Raw genomic sequence first — 14,517 nt, 5'->3', positions numbered from 1 at the left:
CGCGAAACTACTTCGCCGTCGTCGCCATTGCCGCCACTCTGCTCTGGATAAGGTAACTGTCCACACGGCCTAGCGGCTTCGATCGCGTCCTGGAACGCGGCATCCATCATCGCCGGCGTGCCGGTGCGGATGCGCTCGACCTCGACGCTGCAGCGGCCTTCCGCCGTGACCTCGGCGGCCATGCGGCGCAAATGCGCCTCCAGGCGTTCGATCACGCCCGGATCGTCGTCGCGCATCTGGAACAGCATTTCGGCGCGGCCGGGAATGATGCTGGGCGCGCCGGGGTCGAGCGTGATGCGGCCGGTGGTCCATACCGTGCGCGGTCCGCACAGGGCAGGGAAGCTGTCGTCGATCGCGACGCAGAATTTGGCGAGCGCAAGGCCAGCATCGCGGCGGATCGCCATCTGTGTGGTGCCGGCGTGGTTCTGCTCGCCGGTGAACGTGATGCGATATTGCCAGATGCCGACGATGGAGGTGACGACGCCGATCTTGAGGCCGCTGTCTTCGAGTGTCCGGCCTTGCTCGATATGGGCCTCGAGATATCCGACGTGCCGTCCGCGTTCGGCGGTGACGCGCGGGCGGCCGGCAAGCCCGACACTCGCCAGCGCTTCACGCATGGGACGGCCGCTGCTGCGGTCGCGCGCGGCATCGACCTCCGCTTCGGTCACGGCGCCAACGTAGGAACGGCTGCCAAGGAAATGGCCGAAATGTCCTTCCTCGTCGCACCAGGCGGCGACCTCGACGGCACCTCGGAGGCTCGCGTCGGGATTGATGACGCGGGCGGCTTCGAGCGCATAGACGACGCCGAGCGGTCCATCGAGCCAGCCGGCGAAATTCTGGCTTTCGAGATGCGAGCCGGCCAGGAGCCTCAAGCCAGGTTTTGCGCTGGTGCCGAGAACGTTGCCGATGCCGTCGATCGTGGGGGCGAGGCCGGCTTTCGGAAGCTTCGCGGCAAGCCACTCGATCGAGCGCATATGCGGCTCCGAAAACGTCGGCTTGTGCACGCCGGTCTTGTAGGCGCCGATGGCGCGGAGCGCATTGAGATCGGCGAGAACGCGGGCGCCGTCGACAGACAGGTCTGGATCGGGCATGGCGGATGCACCGTTGATGGTTTCTTCCGTCCAGGCTCGCATACGCCGCGCGCTAGGGAAAGCGGGCTTTGCCGGGGGTACGCCTTCGGTCGGGACAGACCTCTGGTCTGCGCGGACCAAACGGCATAAATGACGGATTGGCGAAGCCATATTGATTTGGCGCAAGCCAGGACGACCCAAACTTGCTTTCAATGCGCGATCAGCCCCATCAGACGGGCAGCGAAATAATCGGGGAGACGGCCGTGGGCGAGATCACTCTCTTTGTCGCCATGCCATTCGACCTGACCGACGATGGTCTCGTCGCCGGCGAGCCTTTCAAATGCGCGAGCCCTGCGGCGGCGATCGAGCGCGCGAAAGGGTTTTGGCAGATCCTGGGCCATGCCGGAGCCGTCGCGCTCGTCCGCGTCGGCTATCCGGAATCGACGACGACCGTGCTGCGCGCGTTCGGCAATGTGCCGGACGATCTATTGGGCGGCTGTCATGATCCCAAGCGGACCTTCCTGACCCACTGAAACGCTGCTTCTGCTGCGGCTCGGCCCCAAGCCTGATCACAACATCGGCATCGCTGGGGCGGGCAAATTGCCCCGCCTTCACCATGATTTGGGGGCGTAAATCTTGCCAATGCCGAGCAAAAGCATAGGCAAGACAGCGCCAATGACGGCTCATCTCCCTAAGACAGCAGAGGAGGAGCACGAGGAGCAGCTTCGTAACCTTGTCCGCGTTGTTTCAGCCTGCACCTTGGGACTTTGGTCCTTTGCTGCAGGCATCCTGATCGGGACCTTTCTTCTGTTTTGAATAGTGTTGTAGGGGTCGTCAGAAGCGACCTATTGCGCAGCTAACACGCGAACCTTCCTGCAATTTGCATGTAAGCGTCTTCGCGGCTCCGACGCTCTAAATCACGCGGTCAGCCACCCAAACGCACGGCGCAGGTATACTCGCGCGTCCTTTTCCACCGGTGTCCCGTGGGCCATCAGCACCTTCTGAGCTGGCCATGCGAGAATGTAGTCCAGAGACTTTCGCGCAGCGCGGCGGTTGGTGAAGGCGACACGAAACTTGCGCGGCACCGATGGCTCGGGCCCTACCATGAGGTCCAGCTTCGCCACCATGGCCCGCCAGCCGGAGTTGCGGTCGGCCGGAATCTGCTGGAGCAGATCAGTAAACAGCACGGTCCCGCTCTTGATGTGAAAAAACACCACCTCCGTCGTGATCAGGTTGCACTGCATCAGGACCTGATCGATCTCCTCGATCCAATCCGGGCTCGGCACACTTCCGAGATCAGCGTCAAAGGCAATGTCCTCGCGTTTCCTGCGCAATCCCGGCGGGGCGTAGAGTTTGGCGCCAGGGTAGGCGCGCTTCCAGTGTGGAAGGAACAGGTGATGAAGTGAATTGGGAGCAATGATGTGCCGCACCGGACCTGCGGCATCGACCTCCGCCCGCAGGCTATCGGTGAGTTCTATCGGCGACCAGATGAAGAGGCCTCCATCCGACAGTCTGATGACGGCCATCCGGGTGGGATAATGAAATCCGGCTACTGCTACGTCGGGTCCATCCGCAGTCCAGATCTCGTAAGCGAATTCCTTCAACATAGCCGATCCAACTGGTGCCGTTCGAGGAGATTACCTCTTTCCCAAATCCTGTGCGAAACGCAGGAGGTAACCGTCAGGGTCTTGCACCAGGAATTGCCTGTTGCCGCGCTCCCCTCCTGCAATCCGATACCAGGCGTCATGACACTCTCTGAAGAGGGGCCATTTCTCATGCTTCAGTGCATCGAGAAGAGGTGCGACGGAGTCGACGAAGATCTGAAAGTTGATCCCGCGTCCCAACGGTCGTTCCAGAGCCCCAGTTTCCCAGTTACCATTTTGCTGCTTCAGCATGACCTGAGCTCCTTGCAGCTCGAGGTACATGAAGCGATTTTCGGGGCGCTGATAGGCAATCTGGAAACCAAGTATCTTGCACCAGAATTTCTTGCTCGTTTCCAGGTCAAACACGTCCAGCTCGGGGACGAGGCGAGCAAAGCCGCCAGTCGGTAATCTGTCTGCTGGTATTCCCATGGCTCACCCGTCCTCAGAATTTGAACCCCTGAAAATATGACGGGTCGATTTACCGTATCGAATCGATGAGAGAAAGTCGGGAGCAACCATGCACTCGGATTTGAGTCGCTTCCGAGCAGCCGGACGTCTATGTTGTGCTCATGTCGCGCCTGATGTGTCTGTCGATTGCCGTCGTCCTGTCACTGCTGCCGGTCGTAGCGCCGGCTGAGCCGGTTCATAAACGAGCGCCGCCACGCTGGCACGGCTACGGCTTCCTTCCGGGCTATCAGCAGCCACCGAACAACAGCCTTCCACTTTACAAGCAGAAAACTTTGGCTTCGCGCATGGCGCGCCGCGACCGGCGCCATTGGTACATCGATCCAGTGCCAAGATATTACGGGTGGGATGGCGACTGGCATTATTTCGGCCGGCCTGGATTCTACGGCGGTCGCTACAATGGCGGCAGCTTCGGTCCTTGCTGGACGCGGACGCCGATCGGGCCGATCTGGAATTGCGGCTGATTAGCCCGTTGCTCAAAGACCGCACGCGTACATCCCTTTGCCGACAGCGGTCGCTCATGTTCCGAAGCTTCCTTTACGAGGCGAGGCTCCCGGAGCATTCCGGTCCTATCTGCTCACGGAGGAGAAAGGCTAGGGTGTGAGCTGACCCAAGGCACAAATCGATTGATTTAGATCAAGAAGAGCTGTGTCGCATCCGCGATTTTGGACTCCAAGCGGACCTTTGGCGCTGTCCCAGCCGCGAATGGGATGTTGGTCGGGGAGCAGCCGCAATGGGCCCGAGTTCCAACGGGTGTTGCCATTCACCCAACATACTGCCCGATGACCAGCAAGTAACAGATCGCACGGAGACAGATGTCGCCAGAGACGATGGATGTCCGCAACTTCGGAGACATGCCGGTATCGTAGGAGGCAACCATGCGCGACGACGAACAAGGCAACAAGTCCAATCGTTCTTCCCCCGCGAAAAGGATCGAGATCAGTCGACGCCGTCTGCTCGGCTCCACCTCACTCCTTGCTGCATCAGTGATCACGTCGACTGCGCTTCCGCGCACGGCATCTGCCGCGACAGACACGGTACTGCCGAGGCCGGAGCCGCCCTTCTCGGGGAAGATCGAGCGCACAGTGAAGGGTTCGGTCTCCGACTTTCCAAAAGGGGTCGAGGCCCCGGCGGGGGCACCGAACGTCCTCCTGATCTTGACTGACGATGTGGGCTTCGGCGCGACCAGCACGTTTGGAGGGCCCATCCAGACCCCCAACTTTCAGCGGCTCGCGGACAGCGGGCTTCGCTACAACAGCTATCACACCACCGCGCTGTGTTCTCCCACCAGGGCAGCACTGATCACCGGACGCAACCATCATTCGGTGGCGAGCGGGGTCATCACCGAGTTCGCGACCGGTTATCCCGGCTACAATTCGCTGGTGCCAAAGAGCGCGGGCTCCGTGGGGGCCGTTCTCAAGGAGAATGGCTACAACACGTCATGGTTCGGCAAGATGCACAATGTGCCGGACTGGATGTCCAGTCAGGCAGGCCCGTTCGATCTGTGGCCGAATGGCCTGGGCTTTGAGTATTTCTATGGGTTCATTGGCGGTGATAGCGACCAATGGCACCCGGCACTCTACGAGAATACGACGCCAATCGAGCCCTATTTGGGCGACCCTGCTTATATCCTGGATCGCGATCTCGCCGACAAGGCGATTGCCTGGATGCGGATGCAGCACGCGCTCGCGCCCAACAAGCCGTGGCTGCTCTACTACGCGACCGGCACTGCGCATGCACCACATCACGCGCCGAAAGACTGGATCGCGAAATACAAGGGGCAGTTCGATCAGGGGTGGGACAGGCTGCGCGAGGAGACGCTCGCCAGGCAGATCAAGCTGGGAGTTGTGCCGCCCAATACCAAGCTGACCGCCCGCCCGGAACAGATCCCAGCGTGGGATTCCTTGTCGGCGGACCAGAAGCGCCTGTATGCGCGGATGATGGAAGTGTACGCGGGCGCCTTGTCACACGCTGACTACAACATCGGTCGTCTGCTCGACGCTGTCGAACAATCAGGCCAGATGGATAACACGCTCGTCGTTTTCATGATGGGTGATAATGGCGCGAGTGCCGAGGGCAGCCTGCAGGGCACGACCAACGAGGTCGCTACCGCCGCCAATGGCGTGACGGAGAGCCTCCCGTTTCTGCTCTCGATGATCGACGAGCTGGGCGGCCCGCTGACCTACAACCACTATCCGGTCGGTTGGGCGCACGCGATGGACACCCCGATGCAATGGACGAAGCAGATCGCATCGCACTTCGGCGGCACCCGCAACGGCATGGTGATATCGTGGCCGGCACGCATCAAGGACAAGGGCGGCTTGCGAACCCAGTTCTGTCACGTGATCGATATCGTGCCGACCATCTATGAGGCCGCGAAGGTCACGCCTCCGGATATCATGGACGGTGTGAAGCAGAAGCCACTGGATGGCACTAGCCTCGTCTACACCTTCGACAGCGCCACGGCGCCGACACAACACACCACCCAATATTTCGAGATGTTGGGGAACCGGGCCATCTACAGGGATGGCTGGATGGCGAGCACGACGCCGCTTCGCCTGCCCTGGGTGACCAGCGGATACGAGCCCAACCCCGATGACTTCAAATGGGAGCTTTACAACATCAGTGAAGACTTCAGCCAGTCGAACGATCTGGCGGCAAAGTCCCCCGCGAAGCTCAAAGAGCTGCAGGATGCGTTCGATGCGGAAGCAAGGAAATACAATGTCTATCCGCTCGACTCCAGCTTCGCATCCCGGGTTGATCCGGCAATTCGGCCGAGCCTGACCCGCGGCCGGAGTGAGTTCACCTACTTTCCGGGGATGATCCGGATCCCGGAGGGATCGGCGCCGGACTTCAAGAACAAGTCGTGGACGATCGCTGCCGAAGTAGCCATCCCGCAGGGTGGTGCGAACGGCGTCTTGGCCACGATCGGAGGCCGTTTCGGCGGCTGGGCACTGCTGGCGATGGACGGCAAGCCCGTCTTCGCCTACGCGCTTTCGAACCAGCCGGACCACAAGTTCAAAGTGGCATCCGATCAGTCGCTCCCGGCTGGCAATCATATCCTCCGCGTCAAATTCGAGTACGAAGGTGGCGGCATCGGCAAGGGGGCGATAGCCACCTTGCTGGTAGACGAAAAGCAGGTCGCACAGGGACGGATTCCACAAACCCTGCCTTGTCGGTTCTCGCTCGATGAAACCTTCGACGTCGGTCAAGACACGGGAACGCCGGTACTGGAGGAATATGCCGACAAGATGCCGTTCCGCTTTACCGGAACGCTCAAACGATTTGTCGTCGTGCTCGAACCGCAGAAGCTTAGCGACGACGAACAACGCCGACTTCACGAGCAATTGGCCAAGGCCATGACGGCCGTTCACTGATCGATCAAGAGGCGGCGGAATCGAGCTCCTCGATGCCCGCCTCCCGAAGAACCTGAGAGCGACCCATCGCCGCTGTCGGCTCATGGCCAAAGCAGCCATTCCGGAAGGGTAGGCGGCCACGCCAGAACGCTTCGGGCAACAACGGGGTGCGCGTAAAAATGTGATCCAGATTTAAGGTGACGCGCCGGTGCAGCGGGTTACTTTCGCTGTACACACTTCGATGACCTCGATGATTGGGCGTGCGGAATGGGACGTTTTGCAACGACAGTTGACCTCTATGAGCAATTCCGGCCGCCTTATCCGCCCACGTTCTTCCGTGAGGTCGCCCAGCGCCTGGCGCTCACGAAGCAGCATGCGCTGATCGATCTCGGCACCGGGCCCGGCCTGCTCGCGCTCGGCTTTGCGGACTATGTCGGACGCATTGTCGCCGTCGATCCCGAGCCGAACATGCTGGCGGCCGCACGGCAGGCGGCCAAGCAGGCCGGACGGGAGGTGACGCTGGTCGAGAGCAGGGCGGAGGACTTGCCGGAAAGCATCGGGCGCTTCGATCTCGTTACCATCGGACGAGCGCTCCACTGGCTGGACGAGAGCACCTTGGGCCCGCTGTTCGAACGGCTGGTGGCGCCGGGTGGCGTCGTCGCCATATGCGCGTCCGCCTCCGCGCCCGACGGGCGCAATGCGTGGCTTGAGGAATACACCGCAGCGCGGCGTACCTGGTCGGACAAAGAACTATGGTCCGAGTCACGTTCGGGGAGGCGCGTGCATCGCGAGCTTTCCTCCCTGCTGCAAGGCACCGCATTTCAGGCCGCTGAGATGATCCGGGTCGAGAGCGTGAAGGAAACCAGCGTGGCTGACCTGGCGCAACGCATGTTGACCTTCTCGTCTTCCTCGCCGGCCGTCTTGGGCGAGAAGGTCGAGCCGATGCTGCGCGATGTCGAGGTGCGCTTGATGCCGATGAGCCGGGACGGTGTGCTGACCGAGTTCGTTGTTTCGACTGCGGAGATCGTGCGCCGTCGGTAGGAAGAGCAGGGGACTCAAAAGCTGCTCCCCACTGACTTACGCATTCTTCCTTCTCGCGATCTCCATCGCCGCTTCGGCCATCTTTTCGCTCTGATCAATGGGCATCTAGCTAAAACGATTTGTTAGCCATTCTGCACTTAGCTCACAGCATCAGTTGTATCAGAGTATCGCCATGCGTCATGTTCGGAACCCGGCCTGCCGGATCGTCATCCTGCTTCTTCCGCTCGCGCTTGGTGCCTGCGCGCAATATGGCGTGACGAATACGGCTTCGACCGGGCCGAGAACGTTTGCCTGGGACGGGGCGGGAGAGGATCCGAACGCGCCGCGGCGAACGCCCAGACACTCAGCGAAGGTGGCTCAGGCGACCGAGCCATCCGCGGATGAGCGGGAGCAGGTTTCTGACGAAGATGCCGATCGCAAGCTCGCCAGCAAGCTCGTGATCTGCAAAGGCTGCATCAAGCCGCAGGAGACCGCAGAGCGGCCTGACGGATCGCGCGTCGCCAGTCGCTAATGCCGACGGATGGCGACCGGTATCTGCGTTCAAGTCTCATCAATCCGCCTGCATCGCCGTCCGGTGGTGCGCCGCCGCCGGCAGCGCCTGCCGGGCGGCTCTACCAGCCCGGTGTTCCCCTCTACGAGAATTATGGACAGGTGCTGCTTACGGCGGCTTCAGATCGCTCGGACCGAGCCGTTCCGGGCGCAGGTCGCGGCGGCACGCCGCAGCCTCAGGCAAGCAAATCGCGCTAATTGTGAACCGACTGTAATCCTTGTCTCTCTGGTATTGGCCGCACGTCGCGACCATATTTCGATCAGGTCCAATGAGGCGAATGGCGGAGGATCGATGGCCGACGCTATGGAACTTCGGAAGCGAGCGGAAATGTTCGAGCGGCGCGCCGAGGAGGCGAAGGATCCGATCTCGCGGGCGCATTACCGCGAGATGGCTGCGCATTACCGAACACTGGCCGTCGAGCACCAGCCTGTCCGCAACGAGGAATCGGCCGATCATTAGGTGATCGCTCGCCTCGCAGCCTCAGCCCTTGAAACGGCAAGTATAGCGCGCGGATTCGCGGCAGCGCAACCGAATCCCTGCAGGTCGGGAACAATGACTAGCTAACCCCGGCGAGGAGGGGTAGGGTTTTCGTCTTACCGCTGAGCGGCAAAAGGGCGACAGCTCTCGCGCGTTATTGCAATTGCACCTGCCTTTGGTTTGGACAAATGCCCAGCGAAATGATGATCCGCAGGCTGCGGGTCAATTCCAAATTGAGCGACGATGATGTTTCCGCGCTCCGCTCCTTGCGTGTTCAGGTCAAGGAATTTCCGGAAGAAACGGTCGTCGTTCGCGAAGGCGAACACGCGACGCATTGCTGCGTGATCCTGAGTGGCTTTGCCTATCGCGCCAAGGTGGCGGAGAACGGCAAGCGACAGATCCTGTCGTTCCACCCCGCAGGCGACATGCCGGACCTGCAGGGTCTTTTCCTTGACCGAATGGACCACGATCTGGTGACGCTGTCGCGCGCTCGGATCGGCTTCATCGAGCATCGTTCCATCCATCAGCTCGTCGAAGTGCGGCCATCGATCGCGCAGGCGCTCTGGCGTGAAACGCTGGTGGACGCGGCTGTCTTCAGGGAGTGGATCGTGAGCCTGGGCACGCGGACGGCCGCGGGACGCATGGCCCATCTCATTGCCGAACTCCGCCAGCGGCTGACCGCAATGGGGCTGGCCGCCGATGACGAGTTCGAATTTCCGATCACCCAGTCGAGGCTGGCGGAGGCGCTGGGGCTAAGCGCGGTACATGTCAACCGGGTGCTCCAGTCCTTTCGTGCCGAGGGCGTGCTCGACATTCAGAAGAACATGGTGAAGCTGAGCGACATCGAGAAGCTCGTGGAGATCGGAGGGTTCAACGATACCTACCTGCATCAGCAATGAAGCTTTGCGGAACGAGAGGGAGCTGCCTCGCGTTGGCGCAAAATGCATATCTATCAGTTTCACATTGCCGGGCTCAGGCCCTTCCATGACCGGGAGGGCATGGAACTGCCGGATGCTGAAACCGCCTGGGCGGAAGCCCTGCGACTGGTGCGCGATATCGAGGGATCGCTGCAACCGGGTGAAAGCTGGTCGCTGGACGTCGTCGAAGACGGCACGACGATTTTCCGTATCAGCCTCACGACTGAAGACTTGCGGATCCGGCGTGGCAGCGGTCCCGCCACAACAATGACGCGCTCGAAAACGCTGTAGAACCAAGTTGAGCGTGCCCTCGATTGCGGCAAGCCAACTCACTCCCGTATCGCTTGTGTTCAAAAGTGCACACACCGGGCGTTCTGCGCGCCGTACGATACGCGCTTAAAGGATGCGATCTCCGGAAATCTGGAATCACATGGGTTATTTGCAAATGGCCCTGCCTCATGGGAAAAGCAGGAGCATTTCGCAGCGGAGGCGTAGCCAATGCGACGACCATGCGGGCCTCTTATGTCGGAGGCACATTTTTATCTCAACACAACCAGCTTGTTCGATCTTCAGCGCGAAGTGACGGCCCTGTTTGCGCTTCGCAAACGTGTCGCGGATGCGGAGTTGGCAGCAACGCGCCGCACACGCGAGGTCCGCGCCTCGGTCGAACGGCACGCCCCCTCTCGCGGCAGACGAAAGGCTCATTGATCCCCAGGACTACGCGGCGGTTCGCCAGCGAAGCCTTGGTGTGCTGAGCTTGCGAGATGGCGATGTGTGAGATTGTTGCGGAGGGGACATGCCTCCATCCGCGCTTCCGACGCAACATATCGAGCGGCGATCGATCCTTGAGCCAATGCGCCAGAGTTGGCAGGATGCTCAGCGTGACGGTGCGTGTCATCGTTGCCGTGCAGCGCGCTGCAGTTACACCTCCCGCTGGAACCTAATCGCAACATTAGACGTTTGTTTCCGCGGATGAGCAGCGCCGTCGCCCCGGCGCAGCAAGCGTCGTGGCCGAGGCGCTGAGCTGTGCTGTGCTGTTGGGAGGGATGCTCATGAGACTTACTCTTTCGGTCATCAAGGCTGACATTGGGTCCGTAGGCGGGCATACGAAACCGTCTTCACGCATGATCGCAACGGTCGAGGGCGAGGTCGCCAAGGCGATCTGCAATGGCGTTTTGATCGACGCCTTCATCTGCCACACCGGCGACGACATCGCGATCATCATGACGCACACACGGGGCGAGGGGAGCTCCGAGGTCCATCAACTCGCCTGGAAGGCGTTTCTCGCCGCCACTTCGGTTGCGAAGACGTCCGGTCTCTACGGCGCCGGCCAGGATCTTCTCGCGGACGCACCTTCCGGAAACATTCGCGGTGCCGGCCCGGGCGTCGCCGAGCTCAGCTTCGACCACAGCCTCTCGGGTCCGAGACCCGCGGAGTCATTCATGGTGTTCGCCGCCGACAAATGCGGCCCCGGCGCCTACAACCTGCCGCTCTACCTTGCCTTTGCTGATCCAATGTATTGCGCGGGGCTGATGCTGCCCCAGATGATCAAGGGATTCCGTTTCCATATCATCGACATGGACAACACAGCCGGCGACAGCGTGATCGAACTCAACGCGCCCGCGGACAACTACCACATTGCCGCGCTGCTGCGCGACAACGAGCGCTTTGGCATTGATCGCATCGTTTCTCAAACACATAGCGAGGTCGCCGCCGCAGTGTCGGCGCAGCGACTTCACGCGATCGCAGGCAAGTACACCGGCAAGGATGATCCGGTCGCGATCATCAGGAACCAGGGAATTTTCCCGGCGCCTGAGGAAATCGTCTCTCCCTTCGCCAAGGCACACTTCGTGGGTGGCGATGCGCGCGGCTCGCATGTGATGCCGCTCATGCCCGTGCCGCTTAATACACCGGTGACTGGCATGTACTGCCTGCCGATCGTTTCCTGCGCCGGCTTTTCGATCGACAAGGAGGGCCGCTTTTCAGAGTCCTACACCGATTTCTTCGACAATCCGGCGTGGGACGAGGTGCGCCGCAGCGCACAACGCAAGGCAATCGAGATGCGCAGCCAAGGCTGGTCCGGCGCTGCGATGCTGCCCTATTCCGAGTTGGAGTATGGCGGCTTCCGCGATACCGTGTCCGCATTGCTGAAGCGTTTTCGGCTGCGCGAGGAGCGTAAGCCGGAAGCGGCCGAGTAGGGAACGCTGCAGGCCGGCAGCAGTGGAAGGAGGCGAGCGTGGCGAAAAAGCGCATCGGCGTTCTCACGGGCGGTGGCGACGTTCCCGGCCTCAACGCAATCATCAAGACTGTGACCTATCGCGGCAGCGAGGACGACATCGAAGTCGTCGGTCTCCGCCGCGGTTGGGAGGCCCTCACGCACCTGAACCTCGACGACCCCGCCAGCAAATCGCACTACCTCATTCCGCTCAACCGTGAAAACACGCGCATCATCGACCGACGCGGCGGCACCGTGCTGCACTCGAGCCGCACCAATCCCTCCAAAATGAAAAAGCTGCCCGATCATCTCGTCGGCAAGGACCTTCCAGTCTCGGAGATCACCAAGGGCGGGGTCGCAACCAAGACCTGGGACCTCACCGGCCAGGTATTGGCGAACCTGTCGGGGCTCGGAATCGAACATTTGATCGCCATCGGCGGCGACGACACGCTCAGCTATGCGGACAAGCTGAACGGACTCGGCGTCAAGATCATCGCCATCCCGAAGACGATGGACAACGACGTCCGCAACACCGAGTACTGCATCGGCTTCTCGACGGCGATCACCCGCGCCAGCGATGCGATCCAGCGGCAGCGCACCACAGTCGGCTCGCACGAGCGCGTTGGCATTTTCCGCATCTTTGGCCGCGATGCCGGCTTTACAGCACTCTATACCGCATACGCGACCTCGATCCGATGCGCGATACCGGAGTACAAGGTCAATCTCGACAAGCTGATCCAGTTGCTGCTCGAGGACAAGCGCGGCAACCCAAGCAACTATGCGCTGATCGTGTTGAGCGAAGGCGCCGAATGGGAGGGCTACAAAGCGCCGGAATACGGCGAGCCCGATGCCTACGGTCACCGCAAGAAGGCGAGCGTGGCCGAAGCGCTTGCCGACGAGATAAAGCGGCGCGCCGGCGAGGAGACCATCGTCTCTGATCTCACCTACGACCTGCGATCGGGCGATCCCGACTTCATCGACAAGCTGGTCGCCCTGACTTTTGGAAACATGGCCTACGATGCCATCCTGGAAGGCAAGACCGGCCTGATGTCGGCGCTGGTCGAGGGCCGCTATGACCTCGTGCCCATCCCTGACGCCAGGCTCGGACCGCGCAAGCTGGACGTCGCCAGCACATACAACACGGAGCGCTACCGTCCTCTCTATTCCAACAAGCGGGGGCTGCCGATCTTTCTCAACCGCGCGTTTTAGGATGGCAGGCAGAGAATGCGCGAGAACACGGTATCCAGGGTTTCGACGCGCCGTGTTGGGCTCCCGCAGATTGAGCTATCCCGACTTCTCAGCGCGAACCTCCTCGCGTTCCCGCTCGACTTCCTCCGCATCCTTGTCGTCGATGTCCATTAGCTCATTGCTCGCCCGGCGGCTTGCTTTAAGAAGCTCGTCCAATTTGGCGTGAATGGCCTCGGTGTCTCGGTGTTCGGCGCGCTGAATTACCAACGTCATGCCCCAGGTCGCGAGCGTGGCTAGGGAGTGCCACTCCAAACCGTTGCCTAAGGCAATCCAGGCGATGCCGTACATGGCGAAAAGCGCAAACGCCGCGGGGGCGCGCGGTTAGCACGCCGAGCTGCGTCAGCCACGCTCGAATCTTCTTAAAGGCCATCCTGGAGAACTTGGCTGGAAGTTGCGCGTTCCACCTCAACTCTCCGCCGCGAATAACGCGCTGTGAGCCGGCACTTCTGGCGCCTTGGCTGCCATATGCTCTGTCGGCCTGCGGCTTTAGCGCTCACCGAGCATTATCACCCGCTCGAATGCCGCGTCGACCCCGTCCATGAACGCCAACGCGCGGGGCAGTGATGGTGCCTCGTAGGTGATGGCGCCGCCAGGGCCGCCCCACACGATCTCGACGTGCCAGTGATCGTCGACCCGGGCGATCGACCCAGCCAGCATGTTCGGGGCGCGCTTGATGTTCACCCTATTGTCGTCAACTTGATCGGTTCGGAACGTTGTCATGGTTCGGCCCTTCTTTGTCTCGGGCCTCCGCCTAGATTACGGCCGTATTTAAACTCGCCTCCATCCTTGATGTTCCGAAAATCCGTCCTGCCAACAACACATCAATGGACCTTGACGGCCCCGCTGCTGGCGGAAGGAGCTGGCGTTTGCTGTATCGAACTGTTCAATAGATCCCGCAATGCAATCAAATTGTCCAACGTCGTAACAATGCGAGCGCGAACGATGCTTTCATGCTCAATCTTATTCGAATCGAATAGCGGACCTGCCTTTGGCCGAACGTTTGTAAATGTGAGTGTCATGAGTGACCCAGGCCCCGACGAGAGGTTGATTTTTCCTATGCAAAGCGCTTCTGGAATATTGCCTGGGTCTACCGTGAGTGGCTCCTCGGTCATGGATGGTCTCCCAAAAAAATCTTCCGGTCCTAGTGGTCGTTGACGAAAGTCCTCCACCACAGCTTGCGGAATCTTCGCGCATCACGAGCTAAAGCTGAAGTACGCTTGAGCGATTTGCTTCGTCCCAGGGCGCGCGCAGCCAGACGTCGCGCTCCTCGTCCGTCATTTAGACGTTTGCTAACTGACTTGGTTCCGCGGACGCTTGCGCCTGCGCACTCTCGTCAAGCGGACATAGACGAGTTCGTGCAGAAAACGCCACTGCCTATGCGAGCACGCCGGACAGACGAAAAGCTGCTGACTTCCGGGTGGCTCAGCAACGACCTCGATCTTGTCTCCTCGTGGGGCAGTGAAATGGACCCGCGGAGCGGGACCGCTTGAACCGGTTTGTTAGTTGGAAACTGACCGCTCCTGATCCCTTTCTAT

General features: G+C 60.8%; 16 protein-coding genes. 10 read left to right on the top strand and 6 right to left on the bottom strand.

All coding sequences use genetic code 11. The features are described 5' to 3' along the window. Positions 1–1,091 (bottom strand): hydantoinase/carbamoylase family amidase (locus tag AAFX91_RS29410; protein WP_394568960.1); only part of this gene is annotated, 1,091 nt, incomplete at its 3' end. Positions 1,092–1,333: 242 nt separating this feature from the next. On the opposite strand from AAFX91_RS29410, the gene AAFX91_RS29405 reads away from it, so the two are divergent. Next, positions 1,334–1,603 (top strand): hypothetical protein, encoded by a 270-nt coding sequence (locus AAFX91_RS29405; RefSeq protein WP_394568959.1) that lies wholly within the window; start codon positions 1,334–1,336, stop codon positions 1,601–1,603. 384 nt (positions 1,604–1,987) lie between these two features. On the opposite strand, the gene AAFX91_RS29400 is transcribed toward AAFX91_RS29405, so the two are convergent. Together AAFX91_RS29400 and AAFX91_RS29395 are read right to left on the bottom strand one after the other, a co-directional pair. Continuing rightward, entirely contained in the window at positions 1,988–2,677 is a 690-nt protein-coding gene (locus AAFX91_RS29400) for a DUF4336 domain-containing protein (protein ID WP_394568958.1), read from the bottom strand. 30 nt (positions 2,678–2,707) lie between these two features. After that, a complete protein-coding gene (locus AAFX91_RS29395) occupies positions 2,708–3,142 on the bottom strand; it encodes a bleomycin resistance protein (RefSeq protein ID WP_394568957.1) in 435 nt (144 codons plus the stop codon). A gap of 140 nt (positions 3,143–3,282) precedes the next feature. On the opposite strand from AAFX91_RS29395, the gene AAFX91_RS29390 reads away from it, so the two are divergent. The 9 genes from AAFX91_RS29390 to AAFX91_RS29350 all read left to right on the top strand — a co-directional run bounded on the left by AAFX91_RS29390 (position 3,283) and on the right by AAFX91_RS29350 (position 12,943). Then, on the top strand, positions 3,283–3,642 hold the full coding sequence (locus AAFX91_RS29390) for a hypothetical protein (RefSeq protein WP_394568956.1): 360 nt from the start codon (positions 3,283–3,285) through the stop codon (positions 3,640–3,642). 414 nt (positions 3,643–4,056) lie between these two features. Beyond that, positions 4,057–6,555 (top strand): arylsulfatase, encoded by a 2,499-nt coding sequence (locus AAFX91_RS29385; protein ID WP_394568955.1) that lies wholly within the window; start codon positions 4,057–4,059, stop codon positions 6,553–6,555. Between the two features lie 246 nt (positions 6,556–6,801). Then, entirely contained in the window at positions 6,802–7,575 is a 774-nt protein-coding gene (locus tag AAFX91_RS29380; protein ID WP_282531606.1) for a class I SAM-dependent methyltransferase, read from the top strand. 172 nt (positions 7,576–7,747) lie between these two features. Beyond that, positions 7,748–8,086 (top strand): hypothetical protein, encoded by a 339-nt coding sequence (locus AAFX91_RS29375; RefSeq protein WP_282531605.1) that lies wholly within the window; start codon positions 7,748–7,750, stop codon positions 8,084–8,086. Positions 8,087–8,416: 330 nt separating this feature from the next. Next, positions 8,417–8,584 carry a hypothetical protein gene (locus AAFX91_RS29370; protein WP_155255580.1) on the top strand — a complete coding sequence of 56 codons (168 nt, stop codon included), beginning with the start codon at positions 8,417–8,419 and terminating at the stop codon, positions 8,582–8,584. Positions 8,585–8,790: 206 nt separating this feature from the next. After that, positions 8,791–9,501, top strand: coding sequence for a Crp/Fnr family transcriptional regulator (locus tag AAFX91_RS29365; RefSeq protein WP_282531604.1), 711 nt, complete (start codon positions 8,791–8,793; stop codon positions 9,499–9,501). Between the two features lie 42 nt (positions 9,502–9,543). Further along, on the top strand, positions 9,544–9,810 hold the full coding sequence (locus AAFX91_RS29360) for a DUF6894 family protein (protein ID WP_394568954.1): 267 nt from the start codon (positions 9,544–9,546) through the stop codon (positions 9,808–9,810). Positions 9,811–10,565: 755 nt separating this feature from the next. Beyond that, positions 10,566–11,717 carry a fructose-1,6-bisphosphatase gene (locus AAFX91_RS29355; protein ID WP_394568953.1) on the top strand — a complete coding sequence of 384 codons (1,152 nt, stop codon included), beginning with the start codon at positions 10,566–10,568 and terminating at the stop codon, positions 11,715–11,717. Between the two features lie 38 nt (positions 11,718–11,755). Further along, the gene (locus AAFX91_RS29350) at positions 11,756–12,943 is read left to right on the top strand and encodes a 6-phosphofructokinase (protein ID WP_394568952.1); all 1,188 of its coding nucleotides are present in this window, start codon (positions 11,756–11,758) and stop codon (positions 12,941–12,943) included. A gap of 75 nt (positions 12,944–13,018) precedes the next feature. On the opposite strand, the gene AAFX91_RS29345 is transcribed toward AAFX91_RS29350, so the two are convergent. The 3 genes from AAFX91_RS29345 to AAFX91_RS29335 form a co-directional block, all read right to left on the bottom strand. Next, positions 13,019–13,270, bottom strand: a complete 252-nt coding sequence (locus tag AAFX91_RS29345; RefSeq protein WP_282531601.1) for a low affinity iron permease family protein — start codon at positions 13,268–13,270, stop codon at positions 13,019–13,021. 198 nt (positions 13,271–13,468) lie between these two features. Continuing rightward, positions 13,469–13,702 carry a hypothetical protein gene (locus AAFX91_RS29340; RefSeq protein WP_130580607.1) on the bottom strand — a complete coding sequence of 78 codons (234 nt, stop codon included), beginning with the start codon at positions 13,700–13,702 and terminating at the stop codon, positions 13,469–13,471. Between the two features lie 101 nt (positions 13,703–13,803). Then, a complete protein-coding gene (locus tag AAFX91_RS29335) occupies positions 13,804–14,094 on the bottom strand; it encodes a hypothetical protein (protein ID WP_282531600.1) in 291 nt (96 codons plus the stop codon). Positions 14,095–14,517 lie beyond the last annotated feature (423 nt).

It is taken from the genome of Bradyrhizobium sp. 31Argb (genome assembly GCF_043638955.1).
Classification (GTDB): domain Bacteria; phylum Pseudomonadota; class Alphaproteobacteria; order Rhizobiales; family Xanthobacteraceae; genus Bradyrhizobium.
The sequence above is the reverse complement of the archived record's forward strand: the minus strand, read 5'-3'. Positions and strand labels throughout refer to the sequence as shown.

What these genes read in the sequence shown, in the direction of transcription:
- AAFX91_RS29365 (WP_282531604.1), top strand. Translation starts at nt 8,791, where the DNA reads ATGCCCAGCGAAATGATGATCCGCAGGCTGCGGGTCAATTCCAAATTG.
- AAFX91_RS29370 (WP_155255580.1), top strand. Translation starts at nt 8,417, where the DNA reads ATGGCCGACGCTATGGAACTTCGGAAGCGAGCGGAAATGTTCGAGCGG.
- AAFX91_RS29380 (WP_282531606.1), top strand. Translation starts at nt 6,802, where the DNA reads ATGGGACGTTTTGCAACGACAGTTGACCTCTATGAGCAATTCCGGCCG.
- AAFX91_RS29355 (WP_394568953.1), top strand. Translation starts at nt 10,566, where the DNA reads ATGCTCATGAGACTTACTCTTTCGGTCATCAAGGCTGACATTGGGTCC.
- AAFX91_RS29340 (WP_130580607.1), bottom strand. Translation starts at nt 13,702, where the DNA reads ATGACAACGTTCCGAACCGATCAAGTTGACGACAATAGGGTGAACATC.
- AAFX91_RS29395 (WP_394568957.1), bottom strand. Translation starts at nt 3,142, where the DNA reads ATGGGAATACCAGCAGACAGATTACCGACTGGCGGCTTTGCTCGCCTC.
- AAFX91_RS29360 (WP_394568954.1), top strand. Translation starts at nt 9,544, where the DNA reads ATGCATATCTATCAGTTTCACATTGCCGGGCTCAGGCCCTTCCATGAC.
- AAFX91_RS29335 (WP_282531600.1), bottom strand. Translation starts at nt 14,094, where the DNA reads ATGACCGAGGAGCCACTCACGGTAGACCCAGGCAATATTCCAGAAGCG.
- AAFX91_RS29345 (WP_282531601.1), bottom strand. Translation starts at nt 13,270, where the DNA reads ATGTACGGCATCGCCTGGATTGCCTTAGGCAACGGTTTGGAGTGGCAC.
- AAFX91_RS29400 (WP_394568958.1), bottom strand. Translation starts at nt 2,677, where the DNA reads ATGTTGAAGGAATTCGCTTACGAGATCTGGACTGCGGATGGACCCGAC.
- AAFX91_RS29390 (WP_394568956.1), top strand. Translation starts at nt 3,283, where the DNA reads ATGTCGCGCCTGATGTGTCTGTCGATTGCCGTCGTCCTGTCACTGCTG.
- AAFX91_RS29385 (WP_394568955.1), top strand. Translation starts at nt 4,057, where the DNA reads ATGCGCGACGACGAACAAGGCAACAAGTCCAATCGTTCTTCCCCCGCG.
- AAFX91_RS29375 (WP_282531605.1), top strand. Translation starts at nt 7,748, where the DNA reads ATGCGTCATGTTCGGAACCCGGCCTGCCGGATCGTCATCCTGCTTCTT.